Source organism: Spiroplasma endosymbiont of Amphimallon solstitiale (assembly GCF_964030965.1).
Taxonomy (GTDB): Bacteria; Bacillota_I; Bacilli_A; order Mycoplasmatales; family VBWQ01; genus Spiroplasma_E.
On record NZ_OZ034999.1, the window covers coordinates 2,035,165 to 2,054,224 of the forward strand.

The window sequence follows — 19,060 nt, forward strand, 5'->3', positions numbered from 1 at the left end:
ATTTTTTTAATGTTTTTAGAAACTTATGTATATTTTTGTTAATAATAAACTTTCTGTTGATATTATATATAATTATATTATGTTTAAAATTAATCAAAAATTTTAATTATAAAAGACAGGAAATTAAGCATGGAAAACCTTAGTGTTGGCGAAATAGTAACAAAATTTAATTTAACAATTTTATATATTAATCCCAAAATTCCAATTGAAAAAAGAATTATTACTAATATTGGTACTAATCGTGGTGGTTTAGAGTTAACAGGATTTAAAACTAAACAAATCTCACGTAGTCGTCGTATAATTTTATTAAGCAGTAAAGAAAGCGAATATATTTCCTCTTTACCAAAAACAGAATTTAAGAACCATTTTAGTAATATTTTAGAAGATCATATTCCTGCTATTTTTGTAACACCTAATTTTAAATTTAAAAAAGAATTATGTGACTGTGCTAAAGCGATTAATTCAACAGTTCCAATTATTGAAGTATTATTTTTTACTTCTGAATTTGCAGCAACAGTTTCTACGTATATTGTTGAACGTTTATCTGAATCTAAACGTTTACATGGTACTTTAGTAAATATTTTTGGTTATGGTGTCCTAATTACAGGTGAAAGTGGTATTGGTAAATCAGAAACAACATTAGATTTATTACGTAATGGACATTTATTTGTTGGTGATGATAGTATTGATATTTTAAAAGTTAATAATAAAATTGTAGGAAAAGTTAATCCGATTATTAAAAATTTAATTGAAATTAGAGGAATAGGTATCCTAGATATTACCAAAATGTATGGATATCATGTTATAATGCATGAGAGTCAAGTAAATTTAATTATTAATTTAATTAGAATTGAAAATGATGGTTGAACTAAAGTTGATCGACTTGGTGATCATAATAACTTTGATGTTTTTTTTGAAATTAAAGTGCCTAAAATAATTATTCCTGTTAGTCTAGGAAGAAATTTAGCTGATTTAATTGAAGCAGCAGTTATTAGTTTAAAGTTAAAAGATGAAGGTCAAGACGCTACTGCTAGTTTTCAAAAACAAATAATTAGAAATTTAACAAAAAAGAAATAATTTAATAATTAAATTATCAAAAAGGAAAAAAATATGATTAATGATGATGGATACAATAGTTTAATTACCGATATTCCGGGAACGGGAATTCATATTTATTCGGTATTAATGGCAGTAGGTTTTTTAACTGCTGTCATTGCTTCATGAATAAAATTATATCGCCGTAATATTCCAACTAAAACTTTAGAATGAGGAACATTAGTTATTGCATTAGCAGGATTAATAGGAGCAAGAGCATGATATGTTCTTAATAATACTAACACAATTGAAAATGCACTTGATGTAGTTGCCGTTTGAAGAGGTGGTATGGCAATTGAAGGAGGCGTTACAGTTGGAATGATAGTAGGGTTCTTTATTTTTTATCGTACTTCAAAACAGTTACAAATTTCAATGTGAGTTTTTATTGATTGTATTGTTCCAAATATTTTATTAGGTCAAGCGATTGGTAGATGAGGTAATTTTTTTAATCAAGAATTACTAGGAACTGATGTTGGTCATCCTTTCAGCTGATTACCAACATGAATAAATAATCATTTACATTATGGTTTTAATAGCGATAAACCAGATCCTGTTGCTGTTTATCGTCAACCTTTATTTTTATATGAGTCATTATCTTCATTATTTGGTTGATTCTTTTTAACATTTTTTGTAGCAAAAACAGGACAAATATTTAGTAAAAAACCATGAAAATTAGATTCTTCGCAATTTATTTCGCCTTTAAAGACTAATCCAATTGTTGGAAAAGATTTTTTAAAACCTTGAACGGTTATTAAAAAAATTCATGGATATCGTAAATTTAAATATGAAAGTTGAAAACAAGCATATTTTGATTTTACACCCAATAAGAATAGTGTTAAAATTGTTGAAAAAATAACTTGAAAAGATGTTAAAACACATTCAAAAGTTAAATCAAAGATAAAAAAATGATATTTAAAGATTAAATATAATATGCAACCACATTCTAAATCTTTAAATACTATGTATAATCCTAATAATTATCGAGTAACGTATGCAGGAGTATCAGGTAGTTTATACTTTGTCTTTTATGGTATTATTAGAATGATTTTAGAACCATTTCGTGATAATAGAGACATTATGAAAATAGCCAATGTTTCAACTTCAATGATAGTTTCTGGAATGTGAATTATTTTAGGTGTTATTTTAGTAATATTTGCACAAATTATTGCACCATCAAGATTTCGTAAAGGAGAATGATTATATGAAAAATCATACTAATAAAGAAAATAAATATGATTATGATTTAGTAGTTATTGGTGGTGGCCCAGCAGGAATGACAGCTGCTATTTATGCACAAAGAGCAAATCTTAAAACTGTGATTATTGAAAAATATATTGTTGGTGGAAAAATGATTAAAACTTCTGAAATTGAAAATTATCCAGGTTATGATTATATTTTAGGGCCTGAATTATCAGAAAAAATGCAAAAGCAAGTTGAGAAACTACAAGTTGAATTTGTTACTGATGAAGTTATTAAAATTACAGATAGTGAAAATCATAAAATTAAAACAGTCCTTTTAAGTAGTGGTGATGTTCTTATTGCTAAAGGAGTAATTATAGCTACTGGTTCATTAGAACGTAAAATTGGTGTTTCTGGTGAAGAAGAATATGCTAATCGTGGTGTTTCTTATTGTGCTGTTTGTGATGGTGCTTTATTTAAGAATAAAATTATTAGTGTAGTTGGCGGTGGTTATGCTGCTTGTGAAGAATCTTTATATTTAACAAGATTTACTAATAAAGTTAATCTTATTCATCGTCGTGATCAATTTCGTGCTGATGATAAAACCGTTAATAAAGTTAAAAATAATGAAAATATTAATTTAATAACTGATCATGTTGTATTAAAAGTATTAGGTACTGAGGATAAGAAAAAAGTAGGTAAATTAGAAATTCAAAATATTAAAACTAAGGAAATTAGTGAAATTACTACTGATGCCTTATTTCCTTATATTGGTTCTGATCCTGTTACAAAATTTGTTAAAGATTTAGATATTTGCGATAGCAATGGTTATATTATAGTTAATGATAAGTGTCAAACTAAAATCCCAGGATTATATGCAGCTGGTGATGTAATTGCTAAAAATTTAAGACAAATAGTAACTGCTGTTAACGATGGAGCGATTGCAGCACAATATTTAATAAATTTTATTGATAATTTTAATGAATAAAGTGTACAATTGAGGTGATAGTAATGATATCATTTACAACAAGTGTAAAAGATGAAATCTGTCAAAAAAGTTTTAAAAATTGTTGTCAGAAATCTTTGCTATCAGCATATTCGCTTATTAATGGTAAGATTACAAATTCAGATAAAATAAATAATGAGATTATTATTCATAGTTTTCATAACAAAACCACTAGGTTAATATATAAATTTTTAAAAAATGAATATAAAGACGTAAAATTGATAGTTATGGTGGATGTTTTAAATAAATTTGAGCGTCCAAAGGTGTATAATATTCGTATTAATAATAAAATTGATTTTATTATTAATGATTTAATGCTTCAAGATAAATATCTTTTTATTGAGAAAGAAGCTATGCACCAGCATATAATAAAAGAGCATTGTATAAGAGCGTATATCGCAGGAATCTTCCTTGTAGTTGGCAGTATCAATTCTCCTTCAACACCTAACTACCATTTGGAATTACAATTTCATAATGATATGTTGGCTAAAAAAATTAAAAATATTTTATTACAAACTTTTAAATTAAACTTTAAAACAATAAAACGTCGTAATAAAACGGTGCTTTATCTAAAAAAATCTAATGTAATTTCTGACTTTTTAAAAATAATTGATTGTCCACAATCAGTTTTCGCTTTTGAAGATAAACGCATTTCACGAGAATTATTTAATAATATTAATCGTTTTAATAATATTGATATTTCTAATCAACAAAAAATTTTAAATGCTGGAGACCAGCAAGTTATAATGATTTCTGTTTTAAAGGATAAAAAACTTTTCAAAGCGTTGTCATTAAAAGCTCAAATTATTTCAAATTTAAGATTAAAAAATCCTGAAGCATCACTTTCAGAATTGGGTGAACTTTACTATCAAGAAACTGGTTTTGTCATTACTAAGTCTGGGGTTAATCATTTAATTCGCGAAATTAAGAAAAAATATCAAGAAACATTGTAAGTTAATAATAAAAAGTATAAGAGGAGGCCATACAATGAAAAAGAAAGAAATTTTAAGCAAAGGTCGTCAAGATTTATTGAATGCTTTTGGAAAACGAATGAAAACTTTACGTAATCAAAAAGGTAGAAAATTTTCACAAGAGAAACTTGGAGAAGCAAGCGGCCTACATCGTAATTATATTTCTGATGCTGAAAGAGGAACAAGAAACGTATCTTTAGTTGCAATCTTAAAAATAATTAATGGGTTGGATTCATCTATTAGTGAGTTTTTTGCTGTAGGGTTTGATAATATTGATACTTCAAATTTATATGATACATTTAGTGTTGAATAAAATCAATTTAATACACTTTTAGTAGTACTTTATAAATAAGTACTACTTTTTTATTATTTTATTTTTCCTGAATTGTAAAATTAAAAAGGACACTTATATAAAAATTAAATTGTGTTAATTCTATAATTAAGAAAAGAAAGGAATTAGCACAATGTATAAGTATCTGACTATTGAATCAATAATAGCAATAAAAGAATATAAAAGTTATGGATTTTCGATTCGTAAAATAGCAAAAGCCATTGATTATAGTAAATCAACTGTACATAGAGTTTGTAGATTATTAAATCAAAACTTATTGCCATTAGAAATATTGAATAAAATTCAAAAAAATAAACAAAATGCAGGTAGAAAATTAATAATTTTAACTTTAATAGAAATTAATACTATTAATCATTTGTTAATTACTAAAAATTATGCTCTTGATATAATTGCTAATTTTTTAAAGGAAAATAAAATAAAAAGTATTTCAACAAAAACTTTATATAACATGTTTAAAACAAATCGAATGGGTTTTGATGAAAATAACTTATTGAGAAAAGGAAAAAATAAACCTCACAAACAAAAAGAAACTAGGGGCAGAATTAATAATTGTAAGTCTATTCATGAAAGAAATTTAATCATTCCTAATATTAAAAATATAGAAGAATTTGGTCATTTAGAGGGTGATACTATCATTGGTAAAGATCATAAAAGTTCTATTATTACTTTAGCTGATATATGATCAAAAACCACAATTCCTTTAGCAACTAAAAATAATAAATCAGAAAATATTACAAAAAGTATAATAAAATTTATTTCAAAGTTACAAAAAGGAACAGTTAAAACTATTACTTTTGATCGTGGTAAAGAATTTAGTAAATGAAAATTAATCGAAAAAAATTGTAATGTTAAGATTTATTTTGCAGATCCTGGTAAACCTTGTCAAAGAGGTTTAAATGAAAATAATAATGGTATTTTAAGAAGATATTTACCAAAATCTACAGATCTATCTTTTAATTATGTAGAAAAGTATGGATGACCAAAAATTATTCATCAATTTACACTTAAAATATTATTTTTAATTAAAAATTTGTTAAAAGTAACATTATTTAGTGTAAAAATTCTCTAAAAATAACACTTTATCATGTATCATTACTTTTCTACAAAATTAAAGGATCTATCTTCATATAAACAAAAAGATTTAAATACTATAGCATTTCAAATTAATTCTACACCCAGAAAATCACTATCTTATAAAAGACCAATAGATTTAATACAATTATTTTAAAAAACTGTCCCATTTATATTTACAATTCAGGTTTTATTAAAAATAAATTTGAGAAAAGTATTAGTATTTTTTATAAAATTAATTGATATTCACTAGTATTTTTTTATCTTAATAAAGATTATGAAAATTATTCACCTTATATTAGGAATAATTAATCATTAAAATGTTATAATTTAATTATTGATTATCATTAAGGAGTTATTATGATAATAGAAAATACAGAAGTTGAAATTGAAAATGTTACTACTAATGTTGATAATGCTAAAAAAGAACCTTATCAATTAAGTAGTATTATTTCACCTATATTTGGTCTTAATCATCAAAAAATAACTACGATTCCAATTAATATTAAAAAAGCCGATAGCAGTTCTAGCACTATTGAGCAATATGTTGATAAAAAAACTAAAGAAAATATTTTTCGTGAAAAAGAAGTAGCGTATAATAATTCTAGTAATCTTGATAATACTAGAATTGCACAAATTAAAAAAAATAGAGAACAACAACAAATATATGATAGTTTACCATCGCGCTATCTAGAATTTTGTTTTAATTATGTAGAAAAGTATGGATGACCAAAAATTATTCATCAATTTACACTTAAAATATTATTTTTAATTAAAAATTTGTTAAAAGTAACATTATTTAGTTTAAAAATTCTCTAAAAATAACACTTTATAATGTATCATTACTTTTCTACAAAATTAAAGGAATTTTGCGATAAGATATTTAAAGAAACTACATCTATTAATTACAATAATGCAAGTAATAATAACGATACAGTTATTACAACTATTGATTTGTTAGTTGATGATATTTTAGATGAAAATAAATAGGAGATGCTATGAATAATATAATAAAATCCAATATTATTGACGAATTAAAATGACGTAATATCTTAAAAGATATTAGTAGCATAGATAAAGTAATTAATGCAGGAAAATTAGGAAAAGGAATATATTGTGGTTTTGATCCAAGTAATGATTCATTACATTTAGGTAATTTACTACAAATTATTTTATTGCATCGTTTTGCTATATTTGGTTTTCAACCAATTGCTGTTATTGGTGGTACAACGGCAATGATTGGTGATCCAAGTGGTAAAAATAAAGAACGTAATTTATTAGATGAAAATGTTTTACAAACTAATGTTAGAAAAATAAAAGAGCAGTTAGTGACATTATTAAGTTATGAAAATATTGATAATTTAACATCATTAGAATTAATTAAAAAATGTAATTTATTAAATGATAAAGAATATGAAACATTAGAGATGATTATTAAAAGTATTAATCCAAATAATCAATATCAACAGACTTTAAGTAGTATTTTAAAAACATTGCCCTTACCTTGAGAAGAATTAGGATTATCAGCATCATTACTAAAAACTTTATATGAAATTTGTAATTTTGATCAAAAGTGAATTACTATGAAAAGTGATTTAAATAATCTTTCCTTTAAACAATTGTTAAATTATTGTGATAGTTATGTAGAAACTTGAATTACATTTTTAAAATTACCATTGGGAACATTAAACAATAAAATTAAGCCAATTAAAATTATTAATAATCAAACATGATTAGGTCCACTAACAATTACAACTTTTTTGCGTGATATTGGTAAACATTTTAATGTTAATCAAATGTTAGGCAAAGAAATGATTGCTAATCGTTTAAATTCTGGAATTTCTTATACTGAATTTTCTTATATGGTATTACAAGCGTATGATTTTTATCATTTATATGAAAAAGAGCAATGTTATATTCAATCTGGTGGTAGTGATCAATGAGGAAATATTACTGCCGGTTTAGATTTAATTAGAAAGCAAAAAGGTGATGAACATCATGCTGCCGGTATTACTATTAATTTATTAACTAAATCTAATGGTGAAAAATTTGGTAAAAGCGAAAAAGGTGCTATATTTTTAAATAGTAAAAAAACTTCACCTTATGAGTTATATCAATTTTTATTTAATCAAGAAGATAAAGATTTGTCTACTTTTTTTAATTCTTTAACTTTATTTAGTGAAGAACAAATAGCAAAAATTTTAGTAATTCATAACAGTGATGTTAAGCAACATTATGGACAAAAGATTTTAGCAGCTTTATTAACAGTATTTATTCATAAATTAAATGGATATTTTAGTGCTATTAATATTACTAATGCTTTTTTCCACGATCGGATTCATCAAATGAAATCATCTGAGATTTTACAGGTTTTAAAAGATGTACCACATTTTAATCTTAATCATAATAAACAAATAATTGATTTTTTAGTTAATAATCAAATTTGTAATTCAAAAAGAATAGCAAGAGAACTAATTATGCAAGGTTCAATTGTCGTTAATGGTGAAAAAATTACCAATATAAATTTTCTTATTAGTAAAAAAAACGCAATTAATAATCAAGTAACAGTTATTAAAAAAGGTAAGCGTCATTATTTTATAGTTGTTCATAAATAAGGAAGGGTATTTAAATATGATATTTATTAATGTTTCTCCATTATTATGGGATATTATTATTTTTGCTATTATTATTTTTGGTATTGTTACTGGTTTTTTTATTGGGGGAAGAGCATTAACATTTATTAGTGCTGGTAATTTACTTAGTATTGGTTTAATGTTGGCATTTAAACCAATGTTAATAAATTCTTTTAAAAATATGGTATCACCATGGTTTAGTGACCTTAGCGGTAGTTTTGCTTCATTTAAGAATTTATTAACTGATAATATTGGATTTTTGATATATGCTATTGTTTGAATTATTGGCATTAATATTTTATTTTGAATAATCTATATTATTTTATATTTTGTACTTTTTAATAAAAATAAAATTGAACACAAAGCAATAAATGCTACAGCGGGAATTTTAATTAATTTTATTAGAATGAGTATTTTAGGTAGCATCGTAATTATTATGATGGGTACTAGTGTTTTCGGTAATAAATTATTAAGTTATGGTGTTATTAAAAATGAAATATCGACAACTTCTGTTACTCATAAAATATTTAGTAGTATTGATAATAATCTTCCTTTTTTAAATGTTAATGTAACAGACATTAACACTGTTATTGATTTATATCAAAATAGTGAAACATTAAAACAGAGTATAAATGAATTAAAAAATAATACAACTTATGAGGAATGTTACAGTACTTTTGAAAATTTAAAAATGATAGGTATATTAAGAGTAGATGAAACCGATAAAATTGCTAATGTTCTAAAAGAGATGGAATCAACAGGTGATATCATTGCTAATAAAAAAATAATTATAGATCTCTTGCAACAACACGGAATTGATAATTTTTTAGATGTTAATTATATGGTATCAGTTTTTAGTGCTTATGTTAATATACTTAATTTATATTCGGAAGTAGTACAAATATTCGATGATAATTTAAAAGATATGCCAATAATAGATACTACACTTCCACAAAATATGGGTCGTTATACTCTTTTAAATCCTAAAATTTCTTTTAATTATGTAGAAAAGTATGGATGACCAAAAATTATTCATCAATTTACACTTAAAATATTATTTTTAATTAAAAATTTGTTAAAAGTAACATTATTTAGTGTAAAAATTCTCTAAAAATAACACTTTATCATGTATCATTACTTTTCTACAAAATTAAAGAAAATTTCTGCTTTTACTAATTCAATTAAAGATGTAATAGTGAGAGAACATATTATTCAAAATTTAAAAAATATTTATAATCCGTTTTAATAAAAATAAAAAAATAGTTGAGGCATTTAATTTTTATTTATAACTGGAGTAGTATTTTTTCTTTGTGTTTTAAAAAAATTATGATATTATTACCTAGTAATTTAATAAATGTTCTTTCCTAGTATAGATATTTTCTATATTAGGATTTTTATTAAGTTAATTTTAATAAGCAAAGGAAGATAAAGAATATGTTAGATGATTTATTAAGAAAAACATTAGAAAACACACCTAAAGAATATAAGAAAAATATGATTGACAGTTTCAGAATAAATATAGGTAAATTAATTAATAATATTAATGACTATATAGAAGTTGAAGAGAAAATTTATAATGCAGAAAGTAAATCAGGATATTCCTTTAATTTTGTAGAAAAGTAATGATACATGATAAAGTGTTATTTTTAGAGAATTTTTACACTAAATAATGTTACTTTTAACAAATTTTTAATTAAAAATAATATTTTAAGTGTAAATTGATGAATAATTTTTGGTCATCCATACTTTTCTACATAATTAAAAGGATATTCTGTTTCTTATAATCCTTTTTATATGTCACTTCAACATCGAATTAATATCCAACTATTAAAAGAAAAAGAAATAGTAAATGCTCTTAATAATGTTGATGAATTAGAAAAGTTTAAAAAATTAGAAGAAATATATAAAGAATTAGTTACTAGAAAAGAAGAAATTGAAGGACCAAATTCAAGATGAAAAAACGCTAATAAATATAAAGAACCTAATAATCCTGACTTACAAACAAGAATTAATCAAATTTTAGAAAATGGTCCAAATGCAAAAGAAGAAAGTATCAACGAAAATATTAATACTATCATTAATTATTTAAAAGTTGAAGAGAAAATTTATAATGCAGAAAAAAATGCAGGTTATATTATTGCTGGTACTCCTTTTTATATGTCAACTTACAGTGATATTACTAAGTTAATTTCTGTAGCATCAACGGCTATTAAAGATGAAGATGAAAGTAGAAAAATTAAGAAATTAAGAAATATAGAGAAAAGTATATTAGAAATAAGAAATAGAATTGAAGAAAATAATTCTGGAATTTGGAAAAATGCTAATAAATATAAAGAACCTAATAATCCTGACTTACAAACAAGAATTAATCAAATTTTAGAAAATGGTCCAATAAGACAACAAAATTTTATCGATGCAGCAAATCAAGAACATATTCCTAATAATAGTAATGGTTCAAATAGTTTTCATAATGTTATATAATATGAACTTATATTAAGATCATTATTTATAGAGAACATATAAAAGTTACCCTTTGGGGTAACTTTTACAATATTTTATTTTTTATTAAATCAATAGTATTTTCTACTTGTTTATTATTAATTTCTTTTTTGTCTTTTGTCTTAATAAATCGATAAATACTAACGATTAAAAAACCTATATAAATTAAATAAGATATCGTTAATACTGATATTAGTAAAATATTATCATAATAATTTTTAGTAAAAAATGAAAATATGTTACTAAAAATTAAAGGAATTATAGCTATTCATAAAATTAAATATTTCTTTTTATTTTTATTAATTCCTAATCAGCCAATAGCTGTTATCATAACAGCTATCACAAAAGTAATACTAACTATTTTTTCAGAAATTTCATTTTTAATCATTTTTATTTTTCCTTTCCTCATCTATAATTAACATTATATCATTTAATTTAATTGACATAGTAGTTGTAGAAAAATTAATTGTTAGTTTTATTTTAAGGAAATTGATTGATAGATAATTAATTTATATTTTATTTTTTCAAAAACAAAAAAATGATAAATGCTTTTATTGACATTTACCATCTAAAAAATAAATCTGTTATCAATTGATAACAGATTTTAAATTAATTATTAATTTTAAGCACGTCCATATGATTCAACAACTAATGCTTCATTAATATCAATATTTAGTTCGTCACGTAGTGGATGACGTACATATGTACCAATAAATGTTTTTTTATTGAATTCAATAAATGGTAATGTTGAAGCGTTAGCGTTTAATGCTTCAATAATTTTTGCATTTTTTTGTGCTTTTTCAGTAATAGTAATTTTATCTCCTATTTTAACACGATATGAAGGAATATTAACTTTTTTACCATTAACTAAAACATGACCATGATTTACTAATTGACGAGCACCTTTTCTTGTTAAAGATAAACCTAAACGAAAAACAATATTATCTAATCTTGATTCTAAGAATACTAACAAGTTAGTACCAGTAACACCATGAGTTTTTTTTGATTCATCAAATAAATTTTTCATTTGACGAGCATTTAAACCATAAGTGAAACGAATTTTTTGCTTTTCTTGTAATTGTAATCTATAGTTAGAAAGTTTAATTCTTTTTTGACCATGTTGTCCAGGAGCGAATGTTCGCTTTTTTCCTTTTGCAAATTCTTTACCAGATTCAAGAATTGAGAAGTTTAATCTTCTTGATTTTCTAAAAACTGGACCAGTATATCTTGACATAATAAAAACCTCCTTGGAATGTATACAAACACAAAGAGACTTTAATAAGTTCTCATTAAGATAGTTTACAATTCGCCAGAACAGCACTGGTTACTATTAAGATTAATAGAAAATTCTACTAATAAAAAGAATAATCTTTGAGGGTAAACTATTTGCAACTTAATAATACTTATTTGCTGCTTTCGTGAATGCTTGTTAATTATAGGATAAGTAATGTTATTTGTCAAATATTATTTTTTCATTTTTACAATTAAATATCATTAAATTTTAGTTATTATTTTTTTTAAAAAAATAATTTAAATTTATATAATAAAATTTAGTATTTAATTTAAAAAGTTAGTTATTGAATTTTGGTATTTTTTTGATATCAGTTATTCCAAATTCCAGAATTATTTTCTTCAATTCTATTTCTTATTTCTAATATACTTTTCTCTATATTTCTTAATTTCTTAATTTTTCTACTTTCATCTTCATCTTTAATAGCAGTTGTTGCTACAGAAATTAACTTAGTAATATCACTGTAAGTTGACATATAAAAAGGAGTACCAGCAATAATATAACCTGCATTTTTTTCTGCATTATAAATTTTCTCTTCAACTTTTAAATAATTAATGATAGTATTAATATTTTCGTTGATACTTTCTTCTTTTGCATTTGGACCATTTTCTAAAATTTGATTAATTCTTGTTTGTAAGTCAGGATTATTAGGTTCTTTATATTTATTAGCGTTTTTTCATCTTGAATTTGGTCCTTCAATTTCTTCTTTTTCGGGTTCTTTTTGCTCTTCAGATTCAGATTCTTTTTCAGTATTTTCCTTTAATTTTGTAGAAAAGTAATGATACATGATAAAGTGTTATTTTTAGAGAATTTTTACACTAAATAATGTTACTTTTAACAAATTTTTAATTAAAAATAATATTTTAAGTGTAAATTGATGAATAATTTTTGGTCATCCATACTTTTCTACATAATTAAAAGTATTTTCTTCTGATTTTATTTCTTCTTCCTTAGTTTCTTCTTGTTCATCTTTTTCTTTTTCTTCCATAGTATTACCTTCTTTCATTTCATTTTCATTTAACATATTTATCACCACCTTTCTAAGTTGAACTTTTTGGATTAATTACCAATGACGTAGTTTGTAAGTTTCAATTAGCAGGGCGTATCAACTTAATGGTTAGATTTAATAAAAACTTAAATGAGAGATAAAACTCTCATTTTTAATTGTTAAACAATTATAATTAATTATTTTATTAAACCAGCACTTTATTAAAGTAATTAATTATTACATAACTAAATAAAAAATTATTTAGGCTATTGTGCTGGAATTAACCAATAGTAATTTTTGTCATGCTCTTTGAAAATTTCAGAAATTTTGGTTCCCTTCCCCTAGAACCCCTACCCTCCAAGGCTTTGCTACTTACAGTAGCATAAGCCTTACGTATAGTAAGTAGGTAAGTATTTAGTTAGTAGTATATAAGCCTTTTATCACTGTAGGTGATAAGGCTTATACGTAGAAGTAGAAAGGATTCATAATGATTAATGTTAATTTAGATATTAAAAATAAAGTTAGAGAAACAACTAAAGGTATGTTATTAGAAATTGGTGAATATGAAACATGATTTCCTATTAAAGATACTACTATTAATAAAAATAATAAAAAAATAACATTAAAAATAATTGAAGATTTTAATTATAAATTAGGTAAAAAATCAATTACAAAAGATATTGAAAGTATTAAAGGTAGTGATATTTTAAAATATATTAAAAATATTCCAGATATTACTACTACTGAAAATGATTTAATATCTTGTACATTTTATGAACAATATAATGGTTATTATATTTTTACAAATGATAAAAATCAAGAATGTTTTAAATATAACATTACATGAGAACAAGATATGAAAAGTTTTAAAATAAATAATCCATATAAAGATAATGATAAACCAATAAATTATATTGTTACACCAATGAAAGATATAAATACTAATAATGAAAAAATATTTTATTTAAAGTATTAAAGGAAATTAATATGTTACTTAGTTTTGAAAAAATAGAATTAATTAAAAAATTATGTAATGAAAAATTACTTAAAAATAAAAAATATATTGAAATACAAGAAATATTAAAAATTATAGAAAGGGATTAAAAATGGAAGAAAAAGAAAAGAAAGAATTAATAGAACAAAAAATAAAAATAGTAAAAGAACATCAAAAAAAGTGATTAAAAATAAAAATAATTATTACTTTAATTTCAACTTTAATTGGATTAATAATTTTATTAATTACTGTAAGTAAATATTCTTAATTAAAGGAGTAATATAAATGCTTAATTTAAAAGAAGATAAAAGAATATATAAAATATTTGGTTCATGTGATATATGTAATAAAAATTCATCATTTGCAAATAGAACTTGTAATAAATGTTTTTATAAATTAATAGGTGAAAAAAATGAAATGTAATATTCATAATGAAAAATATATTTGAATTAGTGAATTAGATAATAGTTATTATTGTAATAAATGTATTAATGAAATGATTGAAGAAGATATGTATTTAACAAGTGAGAATTGAGATTACTTATATGAATATTATATTAATGAATTACAATTAGAAAATTTTAAAGGAGTGTAAAAAATGAATCAATTAGAATTACAAAATGCAATGAAATTAATAGAAAAATTTGAAGAATTACAAGAAGAATTTAATAGTAAATATGAAGATTCAGAAATTGAAATTGATAATGATGGTGATTTAAAAATTAATTGTGATTATTTTAATTATAAAAATGTAAATCAATTAGAACAAGTAATTATTGATTATAAAAGAATTATTAAAAGTTAAAGGAGATGAATATAAATGGTAGCAGCAGCACTTAAAAAACATCAAGATAAATTATTAATTAAAAATTTAAAAATTCGTCTTACTAAAAATGACCATTATGAATTAAAAACATATTGTTATGAAAGAAATATAACTATGAATGATTTTGTAAGAGATTTAATTAAAAATGCAATAAATAGAAAGAGTGATAAAAATGAATAATTTATATAAAAAAATACTTAAATTACAATTAGAAATTGGTAGTACACCTAAAAATGGTTTTAATAAATTTGGTAATTATAAATATTGATTATTAAGTGATATTTTTAATAAATTTAAATTATTATGTAAAGAATTTAATATTGTTATTACACATGAAGATATATTAACAACTGATAGAAAAATTAATTATTTAGATAAAAATGAAGTAGAAATAACTTATTTTAAAAGATATACAATTATTGATTTAGATAATGATAAAGAAAGTAAATATTTTGATATATTAGCTTGTGCTAAAAATACAGATGTAGCAAAAGCAAAAGGTAGTGCAGAAACTTATGCTTATAGATATTTTTTAATGAATTTATTATTATTAAGTGAAGATGAACTTGACCCAGATAATGATAATGTTAATGTAATTCAAAATAATAATAAACAACAAAATAATTATATTAATAATATCAAAATACAAAATGAAAAATGAGAACCAAGTGAAAAACAATTAGATTATTTTGAAAAATATATGATTACAAATACAGTTTTATTTGATGAATGTATAAGAGAAGATATGGAAAGATTAAATCCAAATAATAATAAAGATTTTTTAATATTAATGGGTAAAAATTATTTAGATAATTTATTTGATAAATTAAGTGAAATTAAAGAAAGATTTAAAAAATTAAAAAATCCTGAATTGTAAAATTAAAAAGGACACTTATATAAAAATTAAATTGTGTTAATTCTATAATTAAGAAAAGAAAGGAATTAGCACAATGTATAAGTATCTGACTATTGAATCAATAATAGCAATAAAAGAATATAAAAGTTATGGATTTTCGATTCGTAAAATAGCAAAAGCCATTGATTATAGTAAATCAACTGTACATAGAGTTTGTAGATTATTAAATCAAAACTTATTACCATTAGAAATATTGAATAAAATTCAAAAAAATAAACAAAATGCAGGTAGAAAATTAATAATTTTAACTTTAATAGAAATTAATACTATTAATCATTTGTTAATTACTAAAAATTATGCTCTTGATATAATTGCTAATTTTTTAAAGGAAAATAAAATAAAAAGTATTTCAACAAAAACTTTATATAACATGTTTAAAACAAATCGAATGGGTTTTGATGAAAATAACTTATTGAAAAAAGGAAAAAATAAACCTCACAAACAAAAAGAAACTAGGGGCAGAATTAATAATTGTAAGTCTATTCATGAAAGAAATTTAATCATTCCTAATATTAAAAATATAGAAGAATTTGGTCATTTAGAGGGTGATACTATCATTGGTAAAGATCATAAAAGTTCTATTATTACTTTAGCTGATATATGATCAAAAACCACAATTCCTTTAGCAACTAAAAATAATAAATCAGAAAATATTACAAAAAGTATAATAAAATTTATTTCAAAGTTACAAAAAGGAACAGTTAAAACTATTACTTTTGATCGTGGTAAAGAATTTAGTAAATGAAAATTAATCGAAAAAAATTGTAATGTTAAGATTTATTTTGCAGATCCTGGTAAACCTTGTCAAAGAGGTTTAAATGAAAATAATAATGGTATTTTAAGAAGATATTTACCAAAATCTACAGATCTATCTTCATATAAACAAAAAGATTTAAATACTATAGCATTTCAAATTAATTCTACACCCAGAAAATCACTATCTTATAAAAGACCAATAGATTTAATACAATTATTTTAAAAAACTGTCCCATTTATATTTACAATTCAGGTTTTTTTACTACTATTAATTACTTTTGTTTTATTACTTGGTCTTTGATTTAAATTTCATATATCTAATCCTAATTTTTTACCAAATAATAAACTATTAAATGAACCTAATATTGAATTTCCTATAAGTTGGCCATAATAAGCACTTGTACCAATCATTGCTGAAATGGGACTTATTCCAGTTCTTATTAATTTTAATAAAGTATAATTTGATTGTATGTTTTCTATATTTGGCATAATTTTCTTCCTTTAATTTTCTATTTTTTTAATTCAAACTTTTACTCAACCTTGATAAACATCATTATCACCAACTATTAATGCAACATTATCTTCTGGATCAGAAATAATTATATGTTCTGATTTAACATTTGGATATTTCATTAATATAATTGCTCTAATATCATTATGAGTACGAAGTGCTTGCGGTGATGGTGTTAATATTTCAATTTCATCTTTATCAACAAATAAAGTAGGTAATATTATCATTATTTATTATCCTTTCTTATAATAAAATTCATTATTTTATAACCTGAATTGTAAATATAAATGGGACAGTTTTTTAAAATAATTGTATTAAATCTATTGGTCTTTTATAAGATAGTGATTTTCTGGGTGTAGAATTAATTTGAAATGCTATAGTATTTAAATCTTTTTGTTTATATGAAGATAGATCTGTAGATTTTGGTAAATATCTTCTTAAAATACCATTATTATTTTCATTTAAACCTCTTTGACAAGGTTTACCAGGATCTGCAAAATAAATCTTAACATTACAATTTTTTTCGATTAATTTTCATTTACTAAATTCTTTACCACGATCAAAAGTAATAGTTTTAACTGTTCCTTTTTGTAACTTTGAAATAAATTTTATTATACTTTTTGTAATATTTTCTGATTTATTATTTTTAGTTGCTAAAGGAATTGTGGTTTTTGATCATATATCAGCTAAAGTAATAATAGAACTTTTATGATCTTTACCAATGATAGTATCACCCTCTAAATGACCAAATTCTTCTATATTTTTAATATTAGGAATGATTAAATTTCTTTCATGAATAGACTTACAATTATTAATTCTGCCCCTAGTTTCTTTTTGTTTGTGAGGTTTATTTTTTCCTTTTCTCAATAAGTTATTTTCATCAAAACCCATTCGATTTGTTTTAAACATGTTATATAAAGTTTTTGTTGAAATACTTTTTATTTTATTTTCCTTTAAAAAATTAGCAATTATATCAAGAGCATAATTTTTAGTAATTAACAAATGATTAATAGTATTAATTTCTATTAAAGTTAAAATTATTAATTTTCTACCTGCATTTTGTTTATTTTTTTGAATTTTATTCAATATTTCTAATGGTAATAAGTTTTGATTTAATAATCTACAAACTCTATGTACAGTTGATTTACTATAATCAATGGCTTTTGCTATTTTACGAATCGAAAATCCATAACTTTTATATTCTTTTATTGCTATTATTGATTCAATAGTCAGATACTTATACATTGTGCTAATTCCTTTCTTTTCTTAATTATAGAATTAACACAATTTAATTTTTATATAAGTGTCCTTTTTAATTTTACAATTCAGGTAATACTATTAATTATATTTTTTAAGAAAAATGGGCTCAAAAATAAATTATAAAATTTTAAAAAACATTAAGGCATTCGATTCAATATTTATTTAATTTATGTTTAGTAAATTAATATTTTAATTGAACCGGCCTCGCTTAATTTTTTTTACAAGTTTTAAATTTATTTTCTCGCCCAAAAAATTTTTCAAAAAAAATAAAAAATAAAACCAACACTTACTCACTTGGTGGTGGTAAGGTTGGTTAAATAAAGAATAGAATTAATATAGTAGGTTCCCTAGTAGGTCTATATATACTAGTTTCCAATTCGCTCCCACCCCAAGAATTACCATTACTGGTTAGTATAATTTATTAGGTATCACTCCACTTATTATTTATCCATGCAAGTCCACATGTTTTGGCCACTATTTTTAACAACTGTGTTGTGGTTCACTGTTTTAATTCCCTAACACGTGTTGATAATAGTGTTAAAGATGGTTATTAATTATTAACTTTCTCCTACTTGGTCACTGCGTGTAGTAGATATTTAAAGGGTGTTAATAATAAAAATTTTAAAATTTTACAATTACAAAAAAAGACAAGATTATTTCTTGTCTTTTTCCTTGTTGATAATTTTAATTTAACTTATAAAATGTATATTTT

Annotated in this window: 27 protein-coding genes and 1 pseudogene; 21 read left to right on the top strand and 7 right to left on the bottom strand. The window is 22.7% G+C overall.

Annotated features, from left to right (window positions below; translation table 4 throughout):
* The first annotated feature begins 129 nt into the window (after nt 1–129).
* The 13 genes and pseudogenes from hprK (at nt 130) to AAHH39_RS12700 (ending at nt 10,788) form a co-directional block, all read left to right on the top strand.
* Nucleotides 130–1,077 (top strand): HPr(Ser) kinase/phosphatase, encoded by a 948-nt coding sequence (gene hprK / locus AAHH39_RS12640; protein ID WP_342218332.1) that lies wholly within the window; start codon nt 130–132, stop codon nt 1,075–1,077.
* A gap of 33 nt (nt 1,078–1,110) precedes the next feature.
* Nucleotides 1,111–2,313: a prolipoprotein diacylglyceryl transferase gene (locus tag AAHH39_RS12645; protein WP_342218333.1), complete on the top strand. Its 1,203-nt coding sequence runs from the start codon at nt 1,111–1,113 to the stop codon at nt 2,311–2,313.
* Nucleotides 2,297–3,262, top strand: a complete 966-nt coding sequence (gene trxB, locus AAHH39_RS12650; protein ID WP_342218334.1) for a thioredoxin-disulfide reductase — start codon at nt 2,297–2,299, stop codon at nt 3,260–3,262. The genes AAHH39_RS12645 and trxB overlap by 17 nt, the downstream gene beginning before the upstream one ends.
* A gap of 23 nt (nt 3,263–3,285) precedes the next feature.
* Nucleotides 3,286–4,233 (top strand): DNA-binding protein WhiA, encoded by a 948-nt coding sequence (whiA, locus tag AAHH39_RS12655; RefSeq protein ID WP_342218335.1) that lies wholly within the window; start codon nt 3,286–3,288, stop codon nt 4,231–4,233.
* 34 nt (nt 4,234–4,267) lie between these two features.
* Nucleotides 4,268–4,564: a helix-turn-helix domain-containing protein gene (locus tag AAHH39_RS12660; protein WP_252319896.1), complete on the top strand. Its 297-nt coding sequence runs from the start codon at nt 4,268–4,270 to the stop codon at nt 4,562–4,564.
* A gap of 151 nt (nt 4,565–4,715) precedes the next feature.
* Complete coding sequence (locus tag AAHH39_RS12665) at nt 4,716–5,672, top strand: IS30 family transposase (RefSeq protein WP_342218336.1); 957 nt, start codon at nt 4,716–4,718, stop codon at nt 5,670–5,672.
* A 45-nt stretch (nt 5,673–5,717) separates the two neighbouring features.
* Nucleotides 5,718–5,831, top strand: a pseudogene (locus tag AAHH39_RS12670) (IS30 family transposase); the annotation flags it as partial.
* Between the two features lie 203 nt (nt 5,832–6,034).
* Complete coding sequence (locus AAHH39_RS12675; protein WP_342218337.1) at nt 6,035–6,493, top strand: hypothetical protein; 459 nt, start codon at nt 6,035–6,037, stop codon at nt 6,491–6,493.
* Nucleotides 6,494–6,508: 15 nt separating this feature from the next.
* Nucleotides 6,509–6,664 (top strand): hypothetical protein, encoded by a 156-nt coding sequence (locus AAHH39_RS12680; protein ID WP_342218338.1) that lies wholly within the window; start codon nt 6,509–6,511, stop codon nt 6,662–6,664.
* Between the two features lie 8 nt (nt 6,665–6,672).
* On the top strand, nt 6,673–8,289 hold the full coding sequence (gene tyrS, locus AAHH39_RS12685; protein WP_342218339.1) for a tyrosine--tRNA ligase: 1,617 nt from the start codon (nt 6,673–6,675) through the stop codon (nt 8,287–8,289).
* Between the two features lie 16 nt (nt 8,290–8,305).
* Complete coding sequence (locus tag AAHH39_RS12690; RefSeq protein ID WP_342218340.1) at nt 8,306–9,418, top strand: hypothetical protein; 1,113 nt, start codon at nt 8,306–8,308, stop codon at nt 9,416–9,418.
* 323 nt (nt 9,419–9,741) lie between these two features.
* Nucleotides 9,742–9,930 carry a hypothetical protein gene (locus AAHH39_RS12695; protein ID WP_342218341.1) on the top strand — a complete coding sequence of 63 codons (189 nt, stop codon included), beginning with the start codon at nt 9,742–9,744 and terminating at the stop codon, nt 9,928–9,930.
* A 171-nt stretch (nt 9,931–10,101) separates the two neighbouring features.
* Nucleotides 10,102–10,788, top strand: coding sequence for a hypothetical protein (locus AAHH39_RS12700; RefSeq protein WP_342218342.1), 687 nt, complete (start codon nt 10,102–10,104; stop codon nt 10,786–10,788).
* A gap of 64 nt (nt 10,789–10,852) precedes the next feature.
* Here AAHH39_RS12700 and AAHH39_RS12705 read toward each other — a convergent pair whose 3' ends face one another.
* The 4 genes from AAHH39_RS12705 to AAHH39_RS12720 form a co-directional block, all read right to left on the bottom strand.
* The gene (locus AAHH39_RS12705; protein WP_342218343.1) at nt 10,853–11,194 is read right to left on the bottom strand and encodes a hypothetical protein; all 342 of its coding nucleotides are present in this window, start codon (nt 11,192–11,194) and stop codon (nt 10,853–10,855) included.
* A 234-nt stretch (nt 11,195–11,428) separates the two neighbouring features.
* The gene (gene rpsD / locus AAHH39_RS12710) at nt 11,429–12,040 is read right to left on the bottom strand and encodes a 30S ribosomal protein S4 (protein ID WP_342218344.1); all 612 of its coding nucleotides are present in this window, start codon (nt 12,038–12,040) and stop codon (nt 11,429–11,431) included.
* Nucleotides 12,041–12,380: 340 nt separating this feature from the next.
* Complete coding sequence (locus tag AAHH39_RS12715; RefSeq protein ID WP_342218345.1) at nt 12,381–12,884, bottom strand: hypothetical protein; 504 nt, start codon at nt 12,882–12,884, stop codon at nt 12,381–12,383.
* 15 nt (nt 12,885–12,899) lie between these two features.
* Nucleotides 12,900–13,121, bottom strand: coding sequence for a hypothetical protein (locus AAHH39_RS12720; RefSeq protein ID WP_342218346.1), 222 nt, complete (start codon nt 13,119–13,121; stop codon nt 12,900–12,902).
* Between the two features lie 451 nt (nt 13,122–13,572).
* Between AAHH39_RS12720 and AAHH39_RS12725 the strand changes: the two genes are divergently transcribed.
* The 8 genes from AAHH39_RS12725 (at nt 13,573) to AAHH39_RS12760 (ending at nt 16,800) form a co-directional block, all read left to right on the top strand.
* The gene (locus tag AAHH39_RS12725; protein WP_342218279.1) at nt 13,573–14,061 is read left to right on the top strand and encodes a hypothetical protein; all 489 of its coding nucleotides are present in this window, start codon (nt 13,573–13,575) and stop codon (nt 14,059–14,061) included.
* A 130-nt stretch (nt 14,062–14,191) separates the two neighbouring features.
* Nucleotides 14,192–14,347: a hypothetical protein gene (locus AAHH39_RS12730; protein WP_342218280.1), complete on the top strand. Its 156-nt coding sequence runs from the start codon at nt 14,192–14,194 to the stop codon at nt 14,345–14,347.
* Between the two features lie 17 nt (nt 14,348–14,364).
* Nucleotides 14,365–14,502 (top strand): hypothetical protein, encoded by a 138-nt coding sequence (locus AAHH39_RS12735; RefSeq protein WP_342217560.1) that lies wholly within the window; start codon nt 14,365–14,367, stop codon nt 14,500–14,502.
* Entirely contained in the window at nt 14,492–14,674 is a 183-nt protein-coding gene (locus AAHH39_RS12740; RefSeq protein WP_342217559.1) for a hypothetical protein, read from the top strand. Before AAHH39_RS12735 ends, AAHH39_RS12740 begins: the two co-directional genes overlap by 11 nt.
* A gap of 3 nt (nt 14,675–14,677) precedes the next feature.
* The gene (locus tag AAHH39_RS12745) at nt 14,678–14,884 is read left to right on the top strand and encodes a hypothetical protein (RefSeq protein WP_342218281.1); all 207 of its coding nucleotides are present in this window, start codon (nt 14,678–14,680) and stop codon (nt 14,882–14,884) included.
* A gap of 15 nt (nt 14,885–14,899) precedes the next feature.
* On the top strand, nt 14,900–15,085 hold the full coding sequence (locus tag AAHH39_RS12750; RefSeq protein WP_342217557.1) for a hypothetical protein: 186 nt from the start codon (nt 14,900–14,902) through the stop codon (nt 15,083–15,085).
* Nucleotides 15,078–15,782, top strand: coding sequence for an ERF family protein (locus tag AAHH39_RS12755; protein ID WP_342218347.1), 705 nt, complete (start codon nt 15,078–15,080; stop codon nt 15,780–15,782). Before AAHH39_RS12750 ends, AAHH39_RS12755 begins: the two co-directional genes overlap by 8 nt.
* 73 nt (nt 15,783–15,855) lie before the next feature.
* On the top strand, nt 15,856–16,800 hold the full coding sequence (locus AAHH39_RS12760; protein ID WP_342218348.1) for an IS30 family transposase: 945 nt from the start codon (nt 15,856–15,858) through the stop codon (nt 16,798–16,800).
* On the opposite strand, the gene AAHH39_RS12765 is transcribed toward AAHH39_RS12760, so the two are convergent.
* The 3 genes from AAHH39_RS12765 to AAHH39_RS12775 form a co-directional block, all read right to left on the bottom strand.
* Nucleotides 16,797–17,066, bottom strand: a complete 270-nt coding sequence (locus AAHH39_RS12765) for a hypothetical protein (protein ID WP_342218349.1) — start codon at nt 17,064–17,066, stop codon at nt 16,797–16,799. The two genes, AAHH39_RS12760 and AAHH39_RS12765, sit on opposite strands and share 4 nt — an antisense overlap.
* 12 nt (nt 17,067–17,078) lie before the next feature.
* Nucleotides 17,079–17,315 (bottom strand): hypothetical protein, encoded by a 237-nt coding sequence (locus AAHH39_RS12770; protein ID WP_342218350.1) that lies wholly within the window; start codon nt 17,313–17,315, stop codon nt 17,079–17,081.
* A gap of 73 nt (nt 17,316–17,388) precedes the next feature.
* On the bottom strand, nt 17,389–18,333 hold the full coding sequence (locus AAHH39_RS12775) for an IS30 family transposase (protein ID WP_342217458.1): 945 nt from the start codon (nt 18,331–18,333) through the stop codon (nt 17,389–17,391).
* Nucleotides 18,334–19,060 lie beyond the last annotated feature (727 nt).